Annotated in this window: 16 protein-coding genes; 10 read left to right on the forward strand and 6 right to left on the reverse strand. The window is 65.6% G+C overall.

Features of this window, described 5'->3' with window-relative positions:
• Window positions 1-48 precede the first annotated feature (48 nt).
• Entirely contained in the window at window positions 49-1,689 is a 1,641-nt protein-coding gene (locus ACY48M_RS02940; RefSeq protein WP_462818744.1) for a catalase, read from the forward strand.
• A 24-nt stretch (window positions 1,690-1,713) separates the two neighbouring features.
• On the opposite strand, the gene ACY48M_RS02945 is transcribed toward ACY48M_RS02940, so the two are convergent.
• Both ACY48M_RS02945 and ACY48M_RS02950 read right to left on the reverse strand, forming a co-directional pair.
• Window positions 1,714-2,523: an enoyl-CoA hydratase/isomerase family protein gene (locus tag ACY48M_RS02945; protein WP_462818745.1), complete on the reverse strand. Its 810-nt coding sequence runs from the start codon at window positions 2,521-2,523 to the stop codon at window positions 1,714-1,716.
• Entirely contained in the window at window positions 2,520-3,674 is a 1,155-nt protein-coding gene (locus tag ACY48M_RS02950) for a MalY/PatB family protein (protein WP_462818746.1), read from the reverse strand. Before ACY48M_RS02950 ends, ACY48M_RS02945 begins: the two co-directional genes overlap by 4 nt.
• Window positions 3,675-4,088: 414 nt before the next feature.
• Here ACY48M_RS02950 and ACY48M_RS02955 point away from each other — a divergent pair, with 414 nt between their 5' ends.
• Complete coding sequence (locus ACY48M_RS02955; protein ID WP_462818747.1) at window positions 4,089-4,982, forward strand: hypothetical protein; 894 nt, start codon at window positions 4,089-4,091, stop codon at window positions 4,980-4,982.
• On the opposite strand, the gene ACY48M_RS02960 is transcribed toward ACY48M_RS02955, so the two are convergent.
• Together ACY48M_RS02960 and ACY48M_RS02965 are read right to left on the reverse strand one after the other, a co-directional pair.
• On the reverse strand, window positions 4,955-5,770 hold the full coding sequence (locus ACY48M_RS02960; protein ID WP_462818748.1) for a PKD domain-containing protein: 816 nt from the start codon (window positions 5,768-5,770) through the stop codon (window positions 4,955-4,957). The genes ACY48M_RS02955 and ACY48M_RS02960 overlap by 28 nt on opposite strands.
• Window positions 5,749-6,288 carry a hypothetical protein gene (locus ACY48M_RS02965; protein ID WP_462818749.1) on the reverse strand — a complete coding sequence of 180 codons (540 nt, stop codon included), beginning with the start codon at window positions 6,286-6,288 and terminating at the stop codon, window positions 5,749-5,751. The genes ACY48M_RS02960 and ACY48M_RS02965 overlap by 22 nt, the downstream gene beginning before the upstream one ends.
• Window positions 6,289-6,611: 323 nt before the next feature.
• Here ACY48M_RS02965 and ileS point away from each other — a divergent pair, with 323 nt between their 5' ends.
• The 4 genes from ileS to ndk all read left to right on the forward strand — a co-directional run bounded on the left by ileS (window position 6,612) and on the right by ndk (window position 12,177).
• Complete coding sequence (gene ileS / locus ACY48M_RS02970) at window positions 6,612-9,923, forward strand: isoleucine--tRNA ligase (RefSeq protein ID WP_462818750.1); 3,312 nt, start codon at window positions 6,612-6,614, stop codon at window positions 9,921-9,923.
• Window positions 9,916-11,310, forward strand: a complete 1,395-nt coding sequence (locus ACY48M_RS02975; protein ID WP_462818751.1) for a bifunctional folylpolyglutamate synthase/dihydrofolate synthase — start codon at window positions 9,916-9,918, stop codon at window positions 11,308-11,310. The genes ileS and ACY48M_RS02975 overlap by 8 nt, the downstream gene beginning before the upstream one ends.
• On the forward strand, window positions 11,307-11,693 hold the full coding sequence (locus ACY48M_RS02980) for a DUF4233 domain-containing protein (protein WP_462818752.1): 387 nt from the start codon (window positions 11,307-11,309) through the stop codon (window positions 11,691-11,693). Before ACY48M_RS02975 ends, ACY48M_RS02980 begins: the two co-directional genes overlap by 4 nt.
• A 67-nt stretch (window positions 11,694-11,760) precedes the next feature.
• Complete coding sequence (gene ndk / locus ACY48M_RS02985; protein WP_462819245.1) at window positions 11,761-12,177, forward strand: nucleoside-diphosphate kinase; 417 nt, start codon at window positions 11,761-11,763, stop codon at window positions 12,175-12,177.
• Window positions 12,178-12,207: 30 nt separating this feature from the next.
• Here the strand turns inward: ndk and ACY48M_RS02990 are convergent, their stop codons facing one another.
• Window positions 12,208-13,023 carry a vitamin K epoxide reductase family protein gene (locus tag ACY48M_RS02990; RefSeq protein ID WP_462818753.1) on the reverse strand — a complete coding sequence of 272 codons (816 nt, stop codon included), beginning with the start codon at window positions 13,021-13,023 and terminating at the stop codon, window positions 12,208-12,210.
• Between the two features lie 460 nt (window positions 13,024-13,483).
• Between ACY48M_RS02990 and ACY48M_RS02995 the strand changes: the two genes are divergently transcribed.
• The 4 genes from ACY48M_RS02995 (at window position 13,484) to ACY48M_RS03010 (ending at window position 19,518) form a co-directional block, all read left to right on the forward strand.
• Window positions 13,484-16,153 (forward strand): Rne/Rng family ribonuclease, encoded by a 2,670-nt coding sequence (locus ACY48M_RS02995; RefSeq protein WP_462818754.1) that lies wholly within the window; start codon window positions 13,484-13,486, stop codon window positions 16,151-16,153.
• 65 nt (window positions 16,154-16,218) lie between these two features.
• Window positions 16,219-17,247: a permease gene (locus tag ACY48M_RS03000; RefSeq protein ID WP_462818755.1), complete on the forward strand. Its 1,029-nt coding sequence runs from the start codon at window positions 16,219-16,221 to the stop codon at window positions 17,245-17,247.
• 88 nt (window positions 17,248-17,335) lie between these two features.
• On the forward strand, window positions 17,336-18,085 hold the full coding sequence (locus ACY48M_RS03005; protein WP_462818756.1) for a TIGR03943 family putative permease subunit: 750 nt from the start codon (window positions 17,336-17,338) through the stop codon (window positions 18,083-18,085).
• On the forward strand, window positions 18,082-19,518 hold the full coding sequence (locus ACY48M_RS03010) for a hypothetical protein (RefSeq protein WP_462818757.1): 1,437 nt from the start codon (window positions 18,082-18,084) through the stop codon (window positions 19,516-19,518). The genes ACY48M_RS03005 and ACY48M_RS03010 overlap by 4 nt, the downstream gene beginning before the upstream one ends.
• A 33-nt stretch (window positions 19,519-19,551) precedes the next feature.
• Here the strand turns inward: ACY48M_RS03010 and ACY48M_RS03015 are convergent, their stop codons facing one another.
• A complete protein-coding gene (locus ACY48M_RS03015; protein WP_462818758.1) occupies window positions 19,552-19,827 on the reverse strand; it encodes a DUF4031 domain-containing protein in 276 nt (91 codons plus the stop codon).
• Window positions 19,828-19,952 lie beyond the last annotated feature (125 nt).

Genomic DNA, 19,952 nt, shown 5'->3' on the forward strand with positions numbered 1-19,952 from the left:
GGAACGCTTCGAGCATTGCTCGCGCCCCACCGATCGAAGGAGCGCGAAATGGCCGGCGAGACCAGACTCTCAAGCGGAACCCTCACGACGAGACAGGGGCATCCGGTTGTCGATAACCAGAACACCCGCACGATCAGTGCCCGCGGGCCGGCAACCCTCGAGAACTACCAGTTTCTCGAGAAGATCAGCCACTTCGACCGCGAACGCATCCCTGAGCGTGTCGTCCACGCGCGGGGGTTCGTTGCCTACGGCACCTTCACCGCAACCGGCACGGTGGGCGGGGAGCCAATCTCCCGCTTTACCCGGGCGAAGCTCTTTCGGGAGCCGGGCAAGCAGACGGATGTCGCGATCCGCTTCTCGACCGTCATCGGCGGTCGGGACTCCTCCGAGGCCGCCCGTGACCCTCGCGGCTTCGCCGTGAAGTTCTACACGGAAGACGGCAACTGGGATCTCGTCGGCAACAACCTCGCGGTGTTCTTCATCCGCGATGCACTGAAGTTTCCCGACGTGATCCACTCGCTCAAGCCTGACCCCGTGACGTTCCGGCAGGAGCCGGCCCGTATCTTCGACTTCATGTCGCAGACGCCCGAAGCGATGCACATGCTCGTGAACCTGTTCAGCCCGCGCGGCATCCCCGCGAACTACCGCAGCATGCAAGGGTTCGGCGTCAACACCTACCGCTGGGTCAACGCTGAAGGGGAGAGCCACCTCGTCAAGTACCACTGGCTGCCGCGGCAGCCCGTCGCGAGCCTCACGGAGGCGGATGCCGCCGTCGTGCAGGGCGCGGACCTCGGTCACGCCTCCAAAGACCTCCACGACGCGATCGAAGCGGGCGACTATCCCGAATGGGAGCTGCACGTGCAGCTCATGAGCGACGACGAGCATCCGGAGCTCGACTTCGACCCGCTCGACGACACAAAGGTCTGGCCAGAGAACGAATTTCCGACCCATCACATCGGCACAATGACGCTCAATCGCAATGTGGAGAACTTCTTCGCCGAGAACGAGCAGATCTCCTTCGGCACCGGTGTGCTCGTCGACGGGCTCGAATTCTCGGACGACAAAATGCTCGTCGGTCGCACCTTCTCCTACAGCGACACGCAGCGCTATCGCGTCGGCCCGAACTACCTCCAGCTCCCCGTGAACCAGGCGAAGAACGCGAAGGTCGCGACCAACCAGCGTGACGGCCAGATGACGTACCACGTCGATGGTGCCGGCGAGAATCCCCACGTCAACTACGAGCCGTCCATCACGGGCGGGCTCAGCGAGGCCCCGCGCGAACACCAGTCGGAGATCGGGCCAGAACTCCACGGCCGTCTCGTTCGTGCACGGTTGCCGCGCACCAACGACTACACGCAGGCGGGCCAGCGCTACCAGCTGCTCGAACCGTGGGAAAAAGACGACCTCGTCAACAACTTCGTCACCCTCATCAGTGAGGCCGCTCAGCCCGTCCAGGAGCGCATGCTCTGGCACTTCTACCTGTGCGACGACGAACTCGGCGCGCGAGTGGGCGAAGGTCTCGGCATCCGGCTCGAACAGATCGCCGACCTCGGCCCGCTCGCGACCCAGACGCTGAGCGCCGACGAGATGCAGCGCATCGAGAACCTCGGAAACAACGGAACACGGGATGTCACGGGGCTGCAGATGACCCACTGCGTGCCGAACACTCGGGGCACCGTCGTCGGCTGAGCGTCGCCCAGCCCCGCCCGTCGACTATTTGGCTCGCTGTGCAGAGAAGGCGGCGATGAGGCGGGTGGCATCGTCGGAGCGGAATGCCGCGGCGATCGTCCTCGCCTCATCATCGAGCGACGACTGCACGTCGCGGAGCGGCGCCGCGCGCAGGAGGCGTCGGGCCTGACCGTAGGCGCCAGGGGCTCCAGTGAGCCAGTGATCGGCGATCTCCCGCGCCCGAGTGCCGATGTCATCGAGCGCGACGACCTCTGTCACAAGACCCCACTCGAGCGCCTCTGCCGCCGAAAGACGCCGGTTGCTCAGCACAAACTGGAGCGCGCGACGCATGCCGACCGCCTCAGGAAGGAGCGTGCTCACCCCGCAATCCGGGGTGAGGCCGACCGCCGCGTAGCGTGAAGCGAAGAACGCCGAATCGGCGGCAATGATGTAGTCGGCCGTGAGCATGAACCCCACGCCGCCACCCGCCACCGCGCCCTGCACCGCGGCGACGATCGGCTTGCCGCCGTGCCGGTAGAGGGCGTGACCCTCGTGGATGATGTCGGCGAGCCCGTCGATCGTCGCATCGTCGTAGGCGTCGCCGGCCATCGCCAGCACGTCACCCCCAGCGCAGAACGCCGTGCCAGCAGCATCGAGCAGCACCGCGTGCACATCGTCGCGGCTCGTCACCTCAGCGGCGATGTCGCGCCAGCGTCGCGCCGCAGCCTCATCAATCGCGTTGAGCCGATGCGGCCGGTTCATCGTGACGCGGGCGAGCCCATCGGTCACCGAGAGGACGATTGCATCGTTCGGAGGGCTTGTGTTGGCGTCGTTGCCGGTGGTGTTTTCAGTCATCGTGTTGTGAGCGTAGCGTCCGCGATGCGTTCGACGGCGAGCGTTAGCACTTCTTGGGAACATCCGAAGTTGAGACGCGCAAAACCTGTGCCCTGTGTACCAAACCCAGGACCCGGTGCCAACGCCACGCGCGCTGCCGAAAGGATGCGACGCCCCGGGTCATCGCCCAAACCCGACTCCGAGAAATCCACCCAGGCGAGAAAACTCGCGACCGGCTCGCGGTAGTGCGCTGCAGGCAGGTGCTCGGCGAGAAGGCGGGTGAGCAGCATCCGGTTTGCCTCAAGTGTCGCGATCGCCTCGTCGAGCCATGGGGCCCCGTGATCGAACGCCGCGATGCTCGCGTGCACCCCGAAATGGCCGGTGCGCCAAAACACCTCCTGGTACATGCCATCGACGATCGCGCGCACGCGTGGCGACGCAGAAACGATAAGCGCGCACTTGAGCCCCGCCAGGTTGAAGGCTTTGCTCGCCGAGGTGATCGCGACACCGTGTTCGCGCGCCGCCTCGCTCACCGTCAAGAAGGGGATGTAGTGACCGTCGCTGTGCGTGAGGGGCGCATGAATCTCGTCGCTGATGATCATGGCGCCGTGCCGTTCGGCGATCGCGGCGAGGGCCTCAAGTTGCGCCCGCGAGTGCGGGAGCCCCAGCGGGTTGTGCGGATTGCAGAGCACCATCGTCTTCGCACCAGAAGCGAACGCGTCGTCGATGCGGTCGAGGTCGAGCTCCCACGTGGTGCCCGTGTCGAGGAGCGGCACCTCGACAATGTCTGCTCCCGCCTCGCGCACGAGATCGAAAAACGGGGGATAGACGGGAGGAGTGATGATCACGCCATCGCCCGGCTCGGTGACCCGCCGCAGGCACTCCACGATGCCCATGCTCACGTCGGCGGTCGTGCGCACGTGTGCCGGATCAACCACCCAGCCCCAGCGTGCGAGCGCGAACCGGCTGAACGACTCAGGCAGCTCCGGCCCGCCCGAGGTATACCCCGTGTCGTTGAGGCGGATGCGCTCGTGCAGCGCCTCCGCGATCGGCTCGGCGAGCGCAAAGTCGAGTTCCGCGACGAAGAGCGGGAGCACGTCATCCGGATGCGTGCGCCACTTCACGCTCGTGCGCTTGCGGAGGTCATCGAGAGACTGTGCGGTGACTGCCATGCATCCAGCATCCCACCGGTGCCTGCGGATTCTGCTGGTCGCCGCGTCGCCCGCGTGTGCCGCTCCGCCCGCGTCGCCCGCGTGTGCCGCACCGCTTCGGCGGGTGTTTCTTGCGGGGGTGGGCGAAACTTCACCCGCCCCCGCAAGAAACACCCGCTCAACACCGGTCGGGGCGCCGCCAGGGGCACCACCACGGCCAGCCAGAGGCACCACCACGCCCGGCCAGGGCTCCTCCACACCGTCGGCCGGCGCCAGCACCACCCGTGCCGCTGCAGTCGGGCGTTGCGCGAAGCCCGAGATCGCCATGATCGAGCACTGTCGCGCGCAGCGGACTTCCTCATCAGACGGCGGGATGCAGTCACGGTCGGAACCCCTGACTCAGCCCTGCGTCGAGGCCTGTCGAATGGCACCATCGTGCGGGTCTCGACCGGAATCTATGCCCCCGCCGCGGAATGGGCCGCACTCGACGGCCTCGCGAGGCACCGTGCACGCGTCACCGGTGCGGCCGAGCGGATGCGGGAACCGAGAGTCTTTTCACACTTTGCCGCTGCAGCACTCTGGGGCATCCGGATTCTCGGTGAATGGCCCACACAGGTGGACATCACCATTGGGAAGGCAAGTGGCGGACGCTCCGACGGTGGGTTTCGGCGGCGCTGTACGGCGATCGACGCGGAGCACGTGACATCCATCCACGGATGCCTCGTGACGACGCCGGAACGCACCGTGATCGACCTAGCGCGCGAACTGCCGTTCGCTGATGGGGTTGTCGCGATGGACTCCGCACTCCATCGCAAGCGTCGGCTGGCGCCGCTCACCACGCGCGAGCAGCTCCTCGAGACGGTGGGGTCGCTGCGGGGTCGGCGTGGGTGGCGTCGCGCGGCAGCCGCAGCCGAGTTCGCCACAACACTGTCGGATTCGCCTGCCGAGTCGTGGAGCCGGGTCGTCATCCACCAGCTTGGGTTTCCCCGACCGGTGTTGCAGAAAAGCTTCCGGCTCGATGGACGAACCGCCGAGGTCGATTTCTTCTGGGAGGAGTTCGGTCACGTGGGCGAGTGCGACGGCCGGTCGAAGTACGACGACCCCGCGTTGTTGCGAGGAAGGACCCCTGCGCAGGTGTTTCTCGAGGAGAAGGAGCGCGAGAACGAGATTCGACGGCAGGTGCGGATGTTCTCCCGCTGGGAACCGCGCGAGTTGCGCCGGCCGCGCAGCCTGTGGGAGCGCCTCACCCGCGACGGCTTGCCTTGCTCGCGGCCGCAGTTCGAACTGTCTTCGGTGCCGGGTCAGCAGCCGGGCCCGGTCGGGTTCTGAATGCAGTCCTTGCTCACAAGCACCGTCTTCACCCGGAACGCCGACGCCGTGAGCGTCGACTCGACCGACAGGGTTCCGGAAATCGAGTGCCACTGATTGTCGGAGTGGAACGCGTAGCGCGTGCTGTAGATGACCGACGCGGTGATCGTATACGAACCGGATTCCCGGTACACGTGACTCGTCGGGGTGCTGGCGAACTCGACGAGCCCCAAGTCGTCCCACGTCGCGCCACCAGTCCCGGTCGACACGACGGTGCCGTCGCCGAAGTCGAAGCGATAGCCGACCGGGGTGAACTCGACGGATGCGGGGTCACCGAGCAGCAGCCCGGTGCGAACATGCGTGCCGGCGCCCGCGATGAAGTTTGTGGGAAGCCCAACCGCGATCCAGGTCGCGGGCTCCATCGCCAACGTTGGTGCGGCGGCGCCGAACGACACCATGTCGCTGATGCGCGGGCCGCGTCGCACGCTGACGCACAGGTCCGAGGTGGCGTCGGTGCAGGTGAAGTTGATGCCGTCGGTCGTGCCGGTGAAGATGTCTGTCTCGACGCGAGCATTCGACTCGGTGCCGTCACCGTCTGAGGCTGCCCGGTCACCCTGCGCGGGAGCTCCGGGAGTGGTCTCGGCTTCGAGCGTCACCGAATCGCTGTCGTCGTCGTTCGCGGCGCTCACGCAAACCCCATACTTGCGGTCTTCTTCGGAGCACTGATCTTGTGCGTGAGCGACCATCGTGGATGCGAGAACTGACATGTTGATCAGGAGGACGGCGATCAGCAGCTTGAGTCGGACCATAGCTCCATGCTTTCGAGACGAAGGCTGTCGCCGTTCGTTGAGGTAAGTGCGGCTTCGAAGCGCTGACGGTTGGGGACATGGGAAAGGTCGAGCTCAGCATTCGCTTCGAATACGGTGCGGCTCGAGTAGTCGAGGCAGGTGGTCACCATCACGGTGGTTTTCTCGGATGAACCGAACCACTGCTGCAGTTGGGTGTCGCTGAACTCGATGGAGCCAGTCTGTGATCTCTGGGCAGCGGCAAACCGAGTGAACGAATCGAGCTCACCCTCCAGCGCTTCTTCGGAGACGACGTCGGCGATTCGTTCCGGATCGGTGCCACCTTCTTGCAGGATTTGGTTGGTCACGGCCCAAAACGCCGCAAGCGCCTCCTCCGCCGCGGCCAACGCTTCTTCGTCGGAGTCGAAGAGTGCCGCGCTCGCCGAGGGTGTCGGTGTGGGCGTTGGGGTCTGCTGCCCGCAGGCTGCGAGGAGGAGCACACACGCCACGGCGAGCGGCACAGTGCGTCGAAGTGTTCGCATCCGCCGACGCTATCGGTGACGCCCGAGCCGCGGCATCCGTTGTCCACAGCCGGGTGGCCTGCTGACCCATTCGGCGGCGCAGCGTGCACGCGGTATCCTTGATGCACAGGCGTTGATCCGGCTATCACCGGGGAGCTTTCGGCAGAACAGCGGATGCTTCGGTGCCCGCTCACTAGAACCGAACGGGTCTGGCCCGTCACAGCCAATGAACAAGCGGTCGCATTGCGGGTGGAGACGCCGGTGTGTGGCAAGCGGGGTGGTACCGCGGTGGTGAGCAGATCATCCGCCGTCCTCGTGCAGCATCGTCACTGCCAGGAGAAGATTTGAGCTACCCGCGCCCCGCCCACGACGGTTCATCGGCCACCCCGGTGACCCCGAGCCCCGACTTTCCGGCGATTGAGGGCAACATCCTCGCGTTCTGGAAGGGCGACGAGACGTTCCAGGCATCGATCGACAACCGTGACGGTTGCGAGGAGTGGGTCTTCTACGACGGACCCCCGTTCGCGAACGGGCTCCCGCACTACGGTCACCTGCTCACGGGGTATGCGAAGGACCTCTTTCCGCGCTATCAGACGATGCGCGGCAAGCAGGTGCACCGTCGCTTCGGCTGGGACACGCACGGTCTGCCGGCCGAGCTCGAGGCGATGCGCCAGCTCGGCATCACCGAGAAGCAGCAGATCGAGGACATGGGCATCGGGGTTTTCAATGCGAAGGCCCGCGAGTCGGTGCTGGAGTACACGCAGGAGTGGCAGGAGTATGTCACCCGGCAGGCGCGCTGGGTTGATTTCGACAACGACTACAAGACCCTCGACGTCACGTTCATGGAGAGCGTGCTTTGGGCGTTCAAGCAGCTCCACGACAAGGGGCTCGCATATGAGGGCTTCCGGGTGCTCCCGTACTGCTGGAACGACGAGACCCCCCTTTCCAATCACGAGCTCCGCATGGACGACGACGTCTACAAGATGCGCCAGGACCAAACCGTCACGGTGACGTTCCCGCTCGTCGGTGAGAAGGCCGAGGCGCTGGGGCTCACCGCGGTGCGGGCGCTCGCCTGGACGACCACCCCGTGGACCCTCCCGACGAACCTGGCGCTCGCCGTCGGCCCCGCGATCGATTACGCCGTCGTGCCGAGCGGTCCGCTCGGTGGCGGCGATGGCGCTGCTGAGGGTGTCGCCGACTACCTGCTCGCTGCAGACACGGTGGCGGCGTACGCCAAAGATCTCGGCTATGAGAGCGCAGCGGATGCTACGGCCGCCGTTCGTCGCACCGTCAAGGGCGCCGAGCTCGGCGGGGTGCAGTATGACCGGCTGTGGGATTTTTACGCCGACGTCGCGACGTATGGCACCGAGAGTGCGTGGCAGATCCTCGTGGCCGACTATGTCGCGACCGGTGAGGGCACCGGCATCGTGCATCAGGCGCCCGCCTACGGCGAGGACGACCAGGTCACGACGGCGAAGGCGGGTATCCCGGTCATCATTTCGGTCGACGAGGGCGGGCGGTTCCTCAGCGCCGTCGAGCCGGTGGCGGGCCAGCAGGTGTTCGAGGCCAACAAGCCGCTGACCCAGCTGCTCAAGGCCGACGGGCGTCTGCTGCAGCAGAAGAGCTACGAGCACAGCTACCCGCACTGCTGGCGGTGCCGCAAGCCGCTCATCTATAAGGCAGTGTCGAGCTGGTACATCCGGGTCACGGAGTTTAAAAGCCGCATGATCGAGCTCAATGAGCAGATCACCTGGGTGCCGGAGAATGTGAAGGACGGGCAGTTCGGCAAGTGGCTTGAGAATGCCCGCGACTGGTCGGTGTCGCGCAACCGCTACTGGGGTTCGCCGATCCCGGTGTGGAAGAGCGATGACCCCGACTACCCGCGCGTTGATGTCTACGGCTCGCTCGCCGAGATAGAGGAGGACTTCGGCAGGCTCCCGCTCAATGAGGCCGGCGAACCCGACCTGCACCGGCCGTACATCGACGACCTGACGCGCCCGAACCCGGACGACCCGACCGGTCGCTCCACCATGCGCCGCATCGAGGATGTCTTCGACGTGTGGTTTGACTCCGGGTCGATGCCGTATGCGCAGGTGCACTACCCGTTCGAGAACCGTGAATGGTTCGAGAGCCACAACCCGGCCGACTTCATCGTGGAGTACATCGGCCAAACCCGTGGCTGGTTCTACCTCATGCACGTGCTGTCGACCGCGCTCTTCGACCGTCCGGCGTTCAGCAATGTCATCAGCCACGGCATTGTGCTCGGCAACGACGGCCAGAAGATGTCGAAGTCGCTGCGCAACTACCCCGACGTGAACGAGGTGTTCGAGCGTGATGGCGCCGATGCGATGCGCTGGTTCCTCATGTCGTCGTCGGTCATCCGCGGGGGCAACCTTGTCGTGACAGAGGAGGGCATCCGTGAGGGTGTTCGGCAGTTCTTGTTGCCGCTGTGGAGCACCTACTACTTCTTCACCCTCTACGCGAATGCCGCAAAGGAGGGCGGATACGAAGCGCAGTGGCGCACCGATTCGAGCAATGTGCTCGACCGCTACCTGCTCGCCAAGACGCGCCAACTGGTGACGGATGTCACGTCGCACCTTGACGCACTCGACTCCCCGCTCGCGGCTGCTGCGCTGCGTGACTTCGCCGATGTGCTCACGAACTGGTATGTGCGGCGCAGCCGTGACCGCTTCTGGAGCGGCACCGATACCGAGGCATTCGACACGCTGTTCACCGTGCTGGAGACGCTCACGCGGCTGGCGGCGCCGCTCGCGCCGCTCGTCACGGAGTCGGTGTGGCAGGGCCTCACTGGGGGCCGCAGTGTGCACCTCAGCGATTGGCCTGACGCTGCGGCGTTCCCGGCTGATGATGTGCTCGCGACGACGATGGACCGCGTCCGAGAGATCGCGTCAGCTGGTCTTGCGCTGCGCAAGGCGACGGGCAAGCGTGTGCGCCTGCCGCTCGCGAGCCTCACGATCGTGAGCGACGATGGCGACCGCCTCAGTGAGTTCTCGTCGATCGTGCGCGATGAGCTCAATGTCAAGGACGTCAGGCTCGAGCCGCTCGGCGAGGACAGCCTTGGCGCGTTCGGCATCGAGCGCAAGCTCACCGTCAACGCTCGGGCGGCCGGGCCTCGCATCGGCAAGGCCGTGCAGCAGGTCATCGGTGCAGCGAGGGCGGGGGATTGGGCGCCGCAGGGGGAACATGTTGTCGTCGGTGGCATCGAATTGCTGCCGGGGGAGTTCGAGCTTGAGCTCACCGCCGGCTCGTCGGATCGCGCCATCACCTTCCTCCCCGGCGGCGGCTTCGTGCTGCTCGAAACGGCGACGACACCCGAGCTGGAGGCCGAGGGCCTGGCGAGGGACATCATCCGCGCCGTGCAGGACGCACGTCGCGCTGCCCGCCTCAACGTGAGTGACCGCATCCGTCTCGAACTGTTTGTCGAAAGCGATGCGGATGCCACGGCCATCGAGTCGTTTGTCGAGCTCATCTCGGGCGAGACGCTCGCCCGCGCCACCGAGATTCGCCGCGGTGCTGGCGCCGAAGCGTTTGGTCGGGTCGGCGCCCAGCGAGCCGAGATCCGCGCCGCACAGTATTCCAACGTCGCTCGCATTGTGATCGACGTCGAACGATGGGGAGCCACTATCGATGTCTGATCGCCAACCACTCTCAGACGACCCGGAACTTTCCGACGACTCGCTCCTGCAGTCGGAGGCCGACGCGGTGTATGCCGCCCTCCTCGCCCGCGTGGGCGAGTCCGCGCCGCGCGTGCGCTTGGAGCCGACCCGGCGTGCCGCCGCGCTGCTGGGGGATCCGCAGTCGTCTGCCCCGGTCATCCACGTTGCTGGCACGAACGGCAAGACGAGCACGACCCGCATCATCGACAGCCTGCTGCGCGCCCACGGGTTGCGCACGGGCGTGCTCACGAGCCCGCACCTGCGCCGCGTCAACGAACGCATTCTCATTGATGGCGAGCCGATCAGCAATGAGGCGCTCATCGCGAACTGGCGCGACATCACCCCCTACCTCGAGCTTGCCGATTCGGAGCTCGAGATAGCGGGCGAGGAGCCATTGACGTTCTTCGAAGCGCTCACGCTGCTCGCCTTCGTGAGTTTCGCCGACGCACCGGTCGATGTCATTGTGCTCGAGACCGGCATGGGCGGCGAGTGGGATTCGACGAACATTGCGGATGCCGCGGTCGCCGTGATCACACCGATTTCGCTCGATCACATGCACCGTTTGGGTTCGACGGTGAGCGAAATCGCCCGCACGAAGGCCGGCATCATCAAGGCTGGATCGATTGTGGTTTCCGCACGACAGGATGCCGCGGCGCTCACGGAGCTGCAGTCGCGCGCCGATGCGCTCGGCGCTGAGCTCGTGCTGCAGGGCGGCGCCTTCGACGTCGCATCCTCGACCATGGCGGTCGGCGGGCAGCTCGTCTCGGTGCGTGGCCGCGTCACGACCTATGCCGAGGTGTTTTTGCCGCTCTACGGCGCGCACCAGGCGCAAAACGCCGCTGTGGCGATCGCGGCGGTCGAGTCGTTCCTGGGTGGCGGCAGCCAGGCGATTGTGAGCGATGTCGTCGAAGAGGGCCTCGCCGAGGCAACCTCGCCCGGCCGCCTCGAGCTTGTCGGCATCGAACCGACTGTGCTCGTCGATGCCGCACACAACCCTGCTGGTGCGGCGGCGCTCACGGCGGCGATGGCCGAGTTTTTCGACTTCGACGAGGTCGCGGTCGTGCTCGGGGTCCTCGAGGACAAAGATCTCGACGGCATCGTCGGGGCGCTCGCACCGCTCGCGGCCCGGTTCTATGTGACCCAGTCGGCATCGAGCCGCGCTGTCGCATCCGACGACCTCGCCTACGGGGTGCGCAACATTGCGGGGCCGGACTCGACCTGGGAGTACGACGCGCTCGCTGAGGCGGCGGATGCTGCGCGCAGTTGGGCGGGCGAGTCGGCGAAGCGGGCCGTCGTCGTGACGGGCTCGATCACCCTCGTCGGTGAGGCCATCGAGCTCGCGGCACAGCGGGGGTGGAAGGCATGACGGCCGAGCCGGCAGCACAGCCGCGCAGGGTTCGCTCGGTGAGCGAAACCCTGCTGTCGATTGTGCTCGGGCTCGAGGCAGCCCTCGTGTTCTTCATTGCCCTCACAGTCTTCGGCCTCGACCTGGTGCCGCCGCTTGTCGCGTTCGGCGGCGGCATTGCGTTCATGGCGGTGCTCTTGGTCGCCGCAGCATTCCTGCGCTTCGCCTGGGGCGAATGGCTTGGGTGGGGGCTCCAGGTCGCCCTGCTTGCGCTGGGGTTCTTGCTGCCGGCACTCTTCGTCAGCGGCGCAATCTTTGTCGCCATCTGGGTGTACTGCTTTGTCATGGGGCAGCGCATTGACCGGCGCAATGCCGCATTCGCCGCCGACGCGGCAGCATCCTGATCCGCCGTTCCACACACCTATTCATCCAGACCACACCAGCCCCCAGAAGTAAGGAGAACCCGTGTCTATCGACATCGAAGAAACGCTCGTCCTCGTCAAGCCTGACGGCGTTGCCCGCGGCCTCACCGGCCAGATCCTCGCCCGCATCGAGGCGAAGGGCTACCAGCTCGTCGACCTGCGACTCGTGCAACCCGACCGCGACCTGCTCGCTCAGCACTACGCGGAGCACGAGGGCAAGCCCTTCTACGAGCCGCTCGTCGAGTTTATGGAGAGTGGCCCGGTTGTTGCCGTTCGCATCGCGGGCAATCGCGTGATCGAGGGATTCCGCTCGCTCGCCGGCACCACCGACCCGACGACGGCGGCGCCCGGGACGATCCGTGGCGACCTCGGCCGCGATTGGGGTCTCCGCGTGCAGCAAAACCTTGTGCACGGCAGCGACTCTCCCGAGTCGGCCGCTCGCGAGCTTGCGCTCTGGTTTTCCTGACGCCACACCAGCGGCACCAGAGGCACGGCCTCAGAGGTAGGCGATCACGTCCAGCCGCAGCTGGGCGATGATCGCCACCGTGAGGTAGCTCAGCACGGTGATGAGGGGCAGCCAGCCGATCGTCTTCGCCCCGGCGGCGGCGATGCGCGCCGAACCGGAGCGCCGAGCGAGTTCGGCGATGCTGAACCAGAACAGTGGAATTGTGACTATCCAGGTGACCATGCACCACGGGCAGAGGGTGCCGAGCGTGAACACGCTCTGCGCGATGAGCCACGCGACGAACGCCATGGCGCCAACGACGCCCGTCGTGAATGCCGCCCACAGCCAGGTGGGAATTCGGATGCCTGCCGCGAGCGCCGCTCCGACGACGATTACCGCTGGCCATGCCGAGAGCCCGAGCAGCGGATTCGGGAAGCCGAAGACGGCCCCCTGCCACGACTCGAGGTTGGCCCCGCATTGCACGAGCAGACTGAAGTTGCATTCGAGTGATGCCTGTGGCTCGGTGAGGGTGATCACTTTGTCGGCGGTGAGCGCCCATGCCGCGCCGAGCCCGATCACTCCAGCGGTCACGGTGACGACGCCCGCCAGCAGCCGACGCGGTGCCCTTCCGGGCCGCCCACGGGCCGCCGAGAGCACACCGACGCCGATCCCCGCCGCCGAAATGGCGAGGCCGACAGCGCTCCACGGAATGCCGAGAAGCCCCAGCGTCGCGGGTGAGTCCGAGTTCATGCCGTCAAGGGCATACAGCGTCGCGATGAAGCATCCGATCCACACAGCGGTACCAATGACCGCAATCACGACCCCGAGCAGCGGTTGGCGATCTCGAGTGGACTGGTGTTGCACCATGGCACCATCCTCGCACTGTGCTGAGGTGGTGCTCCAACACAGATCGGCAGACATGCGTCCCCCGAATGCGGCACCGTTGCGGATGCGTGCGATAATTTATGAGAAGTCCGCTGCGAGCCGCGCTCACGGTGGCAAAGAAGAAGAGCTTTCCGGCCTGCCGGCCGCGTCGCACCGCGACAGGATGACGAGATTGTCGCCGGCATGACACGCCGGGCATGCAGTACCGAATGATTGACAGAAGACGAGCGAGACGGAGCCGATACCGCTACAGCAGCATCCGTGAGTTCACTACCGACCAGGCAAATGTCGCCGGTCGAACGGGAACCGCAGGGGCAACGCTGGAAGTATCCGCCCGTCACGAGTCGTAAGGATTAGCGGCCTCCCGCCACTGCGGGTACCGCGAGAGAGAATTCCGGATGGAACGCGCGGCGTTTCGCACCGGCTGAGGAGTGCACCAGCAATGGTGGAGACAAACGACAACACTGCAGACGGTGGAGCGCCGAAAGACGGATCGCGCAAGCGCGGTCGACTCTTTGGCGGCCGCAAAGCGAAGACTGAGGAGCAGGCTGCGCCAGCCGCGGCGACGGTGGAACCTGCGGCGACAGCCCCAGAGCCCGAGGCGGCGCCGGCAGCCGAGCCAGCCCCCGTGGTTGAGATGGCCCCCGTAGCGGAGCCAGCCCCGGCGGCTGAGGCGGCACCCGAGGTTCCGGCACCGGCAAAGCGCGCTCCGGCTCGGCGTGCCCCGGCGAAGAAGAAGCCAGCTGAATCCGAGGCAGAAGTCACACCGACTGAGCCGGAAGCAGAGACAGACGCCGAAGCGAAGGCTGAGCCTGAGGCATCCGAAGCCCCTTCGAAGGCCCCAGAGCCGCTCGTGGCGACCTCGACCACCTCGCTCCTCTTCCGCGCACCAGACCTGCCGACCATGCTGCCGCCCCGCGCCGACGAGATCGAGCAGGCCGACGATGAGCCGTCGACACCACGCCGCCGCACGCGTCGCCGTTCCGGTGACACCGACGAGCAGGGCGAGTCGGAGCGTTCGCAGCCGGCCGCCCGCCAGCCGCGTCAGCCGCGTGAACCACGCCAGCAGCCTGAGCCGTCGAATGAGCCGCAGAAGGTTCGGGGCTCCACCCGCCTCGAGGCCAAGAAGCAGCGTCGCCGCGACGGCCGCGATGCTGGACGCCGTCGCCCCGTCGTCACGGAGGCCGAGTTCCTCGCGCGCCGCGAGAGCGTTGACCGCACGATGGTGGTGCGCCAGAAGGACAACCGCATCCAGCTCGGCGTGCTCGAGGACGGCGTGCTCGTTGAGCACTATGTCGCACAGTCGTCTGAGGCATCCCTCATCGGCAACGTCTACCTGGGTCGGGTGCAGAACGTGCTCCCGAGCATGGAGGCAGCATTCGTCGACATCGGGCGCGGTCGCAACGCCGTGCTCTACTCGGGCGAGGTCGATTGGGAGGCTGCCGCCGAGAACTCTGCCGAGGGCAAGAACCAGGCACGCCGCATCGAGCTTGCGCTCAAGCCGGGCGACAAGGTGCTCGTGCAGGTCACAAAAGACCCGGTCGGGCACAAGGGTGCCCGCCTGACAAGCCAGGTTTCGCTGCCCGGCCGCTACCTCGTCTACGTGCCGAACGGCTCCATGAACGGCATCAGCCGCAAGCTGCCAGACACGGAGCGGGCTCGACTCAAGAAGATCCTCAAAGAGGTGCTTCCAGACAACACCGGTGTCATCGTGCGCACCGCCGCCGAGGGCGCAACCGAAGAGCAGTTGACGCTCGACGTGAATCGCCTCACCTCGCAGTGGTCCGCCATCAGCACGGCACTTGAGAGCGTCACCGCTCCAGCCCTGCTCCACAGCGAGCCCGATCTGTTGGTCAAGATCGTGCGCGATGTCTTTAACGAAGATTTCCACAAGCTTGTCATCGAGGGCACGGATGCTCGCGACACGATCACGAACTACCTCAGCCAGGTCGCGCCAGATCTCGTCGATCGCGTCGAGGCGCACCTCGGCGAGAAGGACTCGTTCGACGAGTACCGCATTAGCGAACAGATCGAGAAGGCGCTCGATCGCAAGGTGTGGCTGCCCTCGGGTGGTTCGCTTGTGATCGACCGCACCGAGGCGATGACGGTTGTGGATGTCAACACTGGCAAGTTCGTCGGTTCTGGCGGCAACCTCGAAGAGACCGTCACAAAGAACAACATCGAGGCGGCCGAAGAGATCGTGCGGCAGCTCCGCCTGCGCGACATCGGCGGCATCATTGTGGTCGACTTCATCGACATGGTGCTCGAGTCGAACCGTGACCTTGTACTCCGCCGTCTGGTCGAATGCCTGAGCCGTGACCGAACAAAGCACCAGGTCGCCGAAGTCACCTCCCTCGGCCTCGTGCAGATGACACGCAAGAAGCTGGGCCTCGGCCTGCTCGAGTCGTTCAGCGAACCGTGTGACACCTGCGCCGGTCGCGGCATCATCGTGCACCACGACCCCGTTACGAAGCATCGGCAGACCCCGCAGCCGGAGACCCGTCGTAGTCGTGGTGGCAAGGGCGGCAACGGTGGTAACGGCGGCGGCAATTCGGGCAACTCTGGCAACGGTGCTCACAGCGGCTCCGCGCCCAAGGTGCCGGCGACGCACGCGATTACCGAAGACGTCAAGAACGCGCTCGCCCAGATCGCGGCGAGCACGATCGTGGCGAACGGCGAGGCGAGCACCCCGGTGCACGCCGCTGCTCCCGAGCCCGAATCTCCCACGGCAGTCGTTGACACCGAAGTGGCACCGGCCAAGGCGACTCGCTCGCGCCGCTCGCGCTCGAAGTCGCCTCAGGCTGGAGAGCCGAGTGATGCCGGGGTTACGGCCGAAACTGCGGCATCGGCATCGAGCAGTGGCGACGGTGGTTCGGATGCTCCGGCCGCCCTCGATGACGTGCTTGAGATTCTCGACATCCCCGTTGCGAAGGCGCCCGCTGCACAGCGGCGCATCAGCACGCAGGATGCTGAGCAGATTCTCGGCTCGGTGCTCGACGCCCTGCCAGAGCCGAAGCAGCCAGGACAGGGCCGATCGCGCGGGTCGCGTCGCGCCTCGAGCGCCGGGGTAGTGCAGGCTGGGACAGCACAGTCGACCACCGTGGTGGACTGACCTGGGCGCGCAACCCGAAGGCGCGAGGAGCACCGATCAATCGTGAGGGAGTTGTGGACGAGCCGATGAGTGTTCAGTCGCGTGACCGCGTCACCTCTCGACGGATTGGCGTTCCGACGATCGTCGGCCTGACTATCGGGGTCGTCGGCATCGTTGCGCTGTTCGTCATCCGAGCCGTGACACCGGAGCTCGGCCTTCCAACGCTCCCGAATGCGGTGCAAGATCTCTTGACGCTGAGCATCAGCGTCATCGTCGAGTCGTTGCCGTTCGTCATTCTCGGCATCGTGCTCTCCACGGTCGTGCAGTTCTGGATTCCAGATCACTGGATCACCAAGATCATGCCCCGCAACGAGTGGGGTCGCCGAGCGGTCGTGTCGTTCCTTGGAATGTTCCTCCCGGTTTGCGAGTGCGGCAATGTCCCTCTCGCCCGAGGACTCGTGCTGCGCGGATTCACGGTCTCCGAAGCGATGACGTTCCTTCTCGCGGCTCCCATCCTCAACCCGATCACCATCATCACGACCCACCAGGCGTTCGGGTTCGACGACGGCATCCTTATTGCCCGTCTCGTCGGCGGGTTCCTCATCGCGAACCTCATCGGCTGGGTGTTCAGCAAGCATCCAGATCAGGAGAGCCTGCTTACCCCGAGCTTCGCTGCCGAGTGCGCGACGGAGGACGCGCAGACGCATGGGCGCGGCCGTGTCGGCAAGAGTGTCAACCTCTTCATCCGCGAGCTCGGCGTCATCATGCCGGCCCTGTTCGTCGGTTCGCTCATCGCCGGAGTCGTGCAGGTTGCGGTGCCACGCGAAGTGCTCGTGAGCCTCGGCAGCAACCCCTTGTGGTCGATTCTTGCGATGATGGTGCTCGCCTTTATCATCTCGGTCTGCTCCAACGTCGACGCATTCTTCATCCTGCCGTTCGCTTCGACATTCATGCCAGGGTCGATCGCCACCTTCTTGCTCTTCGGGCCCATCATCGACATCAAGATGCTTGCGCTGCTTCGCACGACCTTCACGACAGCGGTGCTGCTGAAGATCACCCTCATGGTTGCGCTCCTCAGCGGCGGAATCGGATTGGCGGTGAATTATCTCTACTGACGAACATCTCCACCGCGGCGGCGATCACGCGCATCACGACCATGCTCACCACGACCATGGGCATCACGACCATGCGGTGCCGGGAACCATGTCACGAACGTGGGCCACGTGGCGTCGGTGGCAGGGCATTGTGCTTGCCTCCGCAGTGCTCGTCTCGACCCTCTGGCTCGCCCTGACCGAGCAGCTCGTGCTCTACATCCACCCCCGCTACGTCGTGTTCACGGTGGCTATGGCGGCCATCGGCTTCGTCTTTGTGCTTGCGAGCTTTATAGTTCGCCGAGGCGACGACGCCGAGGAGGTGCCGGGCACGGTCGGACGCTGGGCGTCGCACAGCGGCTCGGTGCTCGCCTTGGGTCTCGCATTCGCCGTCATTGCGGTGCCGCCGGCGACCCTCACGACGGCGACAGCGTCGCAACGTGAGATCAACAGCACGGCGCTCGGGGATCCCGATTCCGGTGTGTCGGAGGCCGCGGCATCCGGTGCATTTGAGACCTTCACGGTGCTCGATTGGGCCTCACTGCTGCGCCAGTCGAGCGATCGAGCGTTCTACTCCGACAAGCCGGCAGACGTCATCGGGTTCGTAACGCCGGACGCTGACGACCCTGAAAACGTGTTCTACGTGTCTCGCTTCAAGGTGACGTGCTGCGCGGTCGATGCCCAGCCTGTCGGGGTGCCCGTGTATCTGGCTGACTGGCAGGAACAGTTCGCGGCTGACGAGTGGGTGCAGGTCGCGGGCACCTTCGACACAAACCCCAGCCGCAGCAGCACGCAGCCGCTCGCGCTCGTCCCTGCCGAGATCGAATCGGTGGAGCAACCCGAGGAGCCGTACCTCTATTGACTCCTCGCTCCACCCTTCGCATCGCGGGCTTTCGCCGTCGTCAGCGCCGCCCCGACGATGCCCAGTTCCGCAGCGCATTCGGCGGCACAGTCTCCGTGCTCGTCGTGCTGTGCCTTGTCTTCCTGGGGCTCACCACCTTCCAGGGGCCCAAGCTCGCCTCGGCGGTCGTTGACTCCACGCTTGTCGTGCAGGATGCCGGGCAGCAGTTGCGCCTGTTCGCCAACCAGCAGGTTGCCCAGGTCACGCCAGAACAGGTGTCGATCACACCGGACGCCGGATTCTCCGTCGATACGCAGGGGGATCTCATCACACTGACCTTCGATGCGCCGTTGCACTACGGCACTGACTACGTGGTGGAGATCGACGGAGTGACGAGTCTCTACCAAGACCAACCGGCGACGCTGCGACACGAGTTCACGACGGACGAGGCTGAGATCTACTACCTCGACCGTGCCGCGCCCGGCTCGGGGGAGGCTGACCACATCATGGCGGGATCGCTCGGCGCTGATGGGCTCGGTGCCACGGAGTCGGTGTATTCGGCCTCGCGCATTCTCGATTTCGCTGTCATCGGGCAGGCGCTGGCCGTGGTGACCGCGCCCGCCGACGATGATCATCGTCTCTCGCTCGTGAGCCTCTTCGATGGGGTTGTCGAAGAGATCGCCCTTCCCGCTCAGGGCACGATCGACACCCTTGAGGGGAGTTCGGCCTTCGCGGTCGGGTTTCGCTTTACAAGCGCTGGCGACTCGCTCACGCGTGAGTACTCGCAGACGCTCCTCTGGATGGATCTCGAAGGTGTGCACATCCCGGAGCCCGTGACTGGAGTCGGTGGAGGAGCGCTCACAGTCCTGGATTGGCAGTTCGTGCCTGGCGGGGACATAATCGCGGCACTCGGCATCGACCAGTCCTTGATCATGATCGATCCGCGGGGCGAGGTACCCACCGTGCCGCTCGGCACCTGGGAGGGGCTCGACGATATCTCGGCCGACGGAACGACGGCGATCGTGCGGGATCTCTACGACACCATCATCTACTCGTTTACCGATGGCGAGGAGCAACCGTTTGGGCCGACGCCCATCGACGGCAACTTCCCGTTCGGCGGCGACGTTGAGCTGCTCGGCAACGGCCCGTCGCGCGTGCAGAAGGTCAGCCTCTACGACGAGGCGACCGCGGTGTTCTCGAGCCTCGTCGTGGTCGACGACGGGCTTGCGTCACGCACGCTCTTCGCGTCCGAGGCGGGCACGAGCAGCGTTGACGACATCAGCGTGTCGCCCAATGGTCAGTTCGTCGCGGTAGAGGTTGTCCCGGATGTCGCGTCGGCTGAATCTGACGCCTACTACCCGAATGCGCGCGCCGGCAGCATCGTGACGCGCATCATCGACATCGAGTCCGGCTTTGTCGTCGCCGAAGTGACCGGGTTCGCTGTCGCCTGGTGACGCCGCGGCGGATGCCGTGAGCTATCGAGTCGCTCAGTCCAGGCCGCGCCGCTCCCGCTGACGAACGCGAAGGCCACTCGCCTGAAGTCGTCGCACAAGGTCCTGGTTGCTCACCGGTTCGGCGCCGAGCTCGACGAGTTCGTCGAAGCGCGTCGCCGGCACATCGTAGTGATCGAGGTCGAACGAGCGGCGGGGGAGCGCCGCGCGCTGCGCGAACGCGTGCAGCTCATCCAGGGATGCATCACTCACGAGGTGGGCCCAAACGGTGCCGTGCGCTGGCCACATAGGCTTGTCGATGAGAACGGCCATTGTTGAAGTCTAGACAACCCTTTGCTGGGCAGCATTGGATGCGTCGACAGCCCGCCGCCCTCGCTGAACCAGGTATGATTGACGAGGTTTGACCGGTCCCCAAGATTTCGAGTAGTATTGACCCT

It is taken from the genome of Homoserinimonas flava, from assembly GCF_054969005.1.

Coding starts and splice junctions, on each gene's coding strand:
- ACY48M_RS02940 (WP_462818744.1), top strand. CDS start 49: ATGGCCGGCGAGACCAGACTCTCAAGCGGAACCCTCACGACGAGACAG.
- ACY48M_RS02945 (WP_462818745.1), bottom strand. CDS start 2,523: ATGACTGAAAACACCACCGGCAACGACGCCAACACAAGCCCTCCGAAC.
- ACY48M_RS02950 (WP_462818746.1), bottom strand. CDS start 3,674: ATGGCAGTCACCGCACAGTCTCTCGATGACCTCCGCAAGCGCACGAGC.
- ACY48M_RS02960 (WP_462818748.1), bottom strand. CDS start 5,770: ATGGTCCGACTCAAGCTGCTGATCGCCGTCCTCCTGATCAACATGTCA.
- ACY48M_RS02965 (WP_462818749.1), bottom strand. CDS start 6,288: ATGCGAACACTTCGACGCACTGTGCCGCTCGCCGTGGCGTGTGTGCTC.
- ACY48M_RS02975 (WP_462818751.1), top strand. CDS start 9,916: ATGTCTGATCGCCAACCACTCTCAGACGACCCGGAACTTTCCGACGAC.
- ACY48M_RS02980 (WP_462818752.1), top strand. CDS start 11,307: ATGACGGCCGAGCCGGCAGCACAGCCGCGCAGGGTTCGCTCGGTGAGC.
- ACY48M_RS02990 (WP_462818753.1), bottom strand. CDS start 13,023: ATGGTGCAACACCAGTCCACTCGAGATCGCCAACCGCTGCTCGGGGTC.
- ACY48M_RS02995 (WP_462818754.1), top strand. CDS start 13,484: ATGGTGGAGACAAACGACAACACTGCAGACGGTGGAGCGCCGAAAGAC.
- ACY48M_RS03000 (WP_462818755.1), top strand. CDS start 16,219: ATGAGTGTTCAGTCGCGTGACCGCGTCACCTCTCGACGGATTGGCGTT.
- ACY48M_RS03005 (WP_462818756.1), top strand. CDS start 17,336: ATGTCACGAACGTGGGCCACGTGGCGTCGGTGGCAGGGCATTGTGCTT.
- ACY48M_RS03015 (WP_462818758.1), bottom strand. CDS start 19,827: ATGGCCGTTCTCATCGACAAGCCTATGTGGCCAGCGCACGGCACCGTT.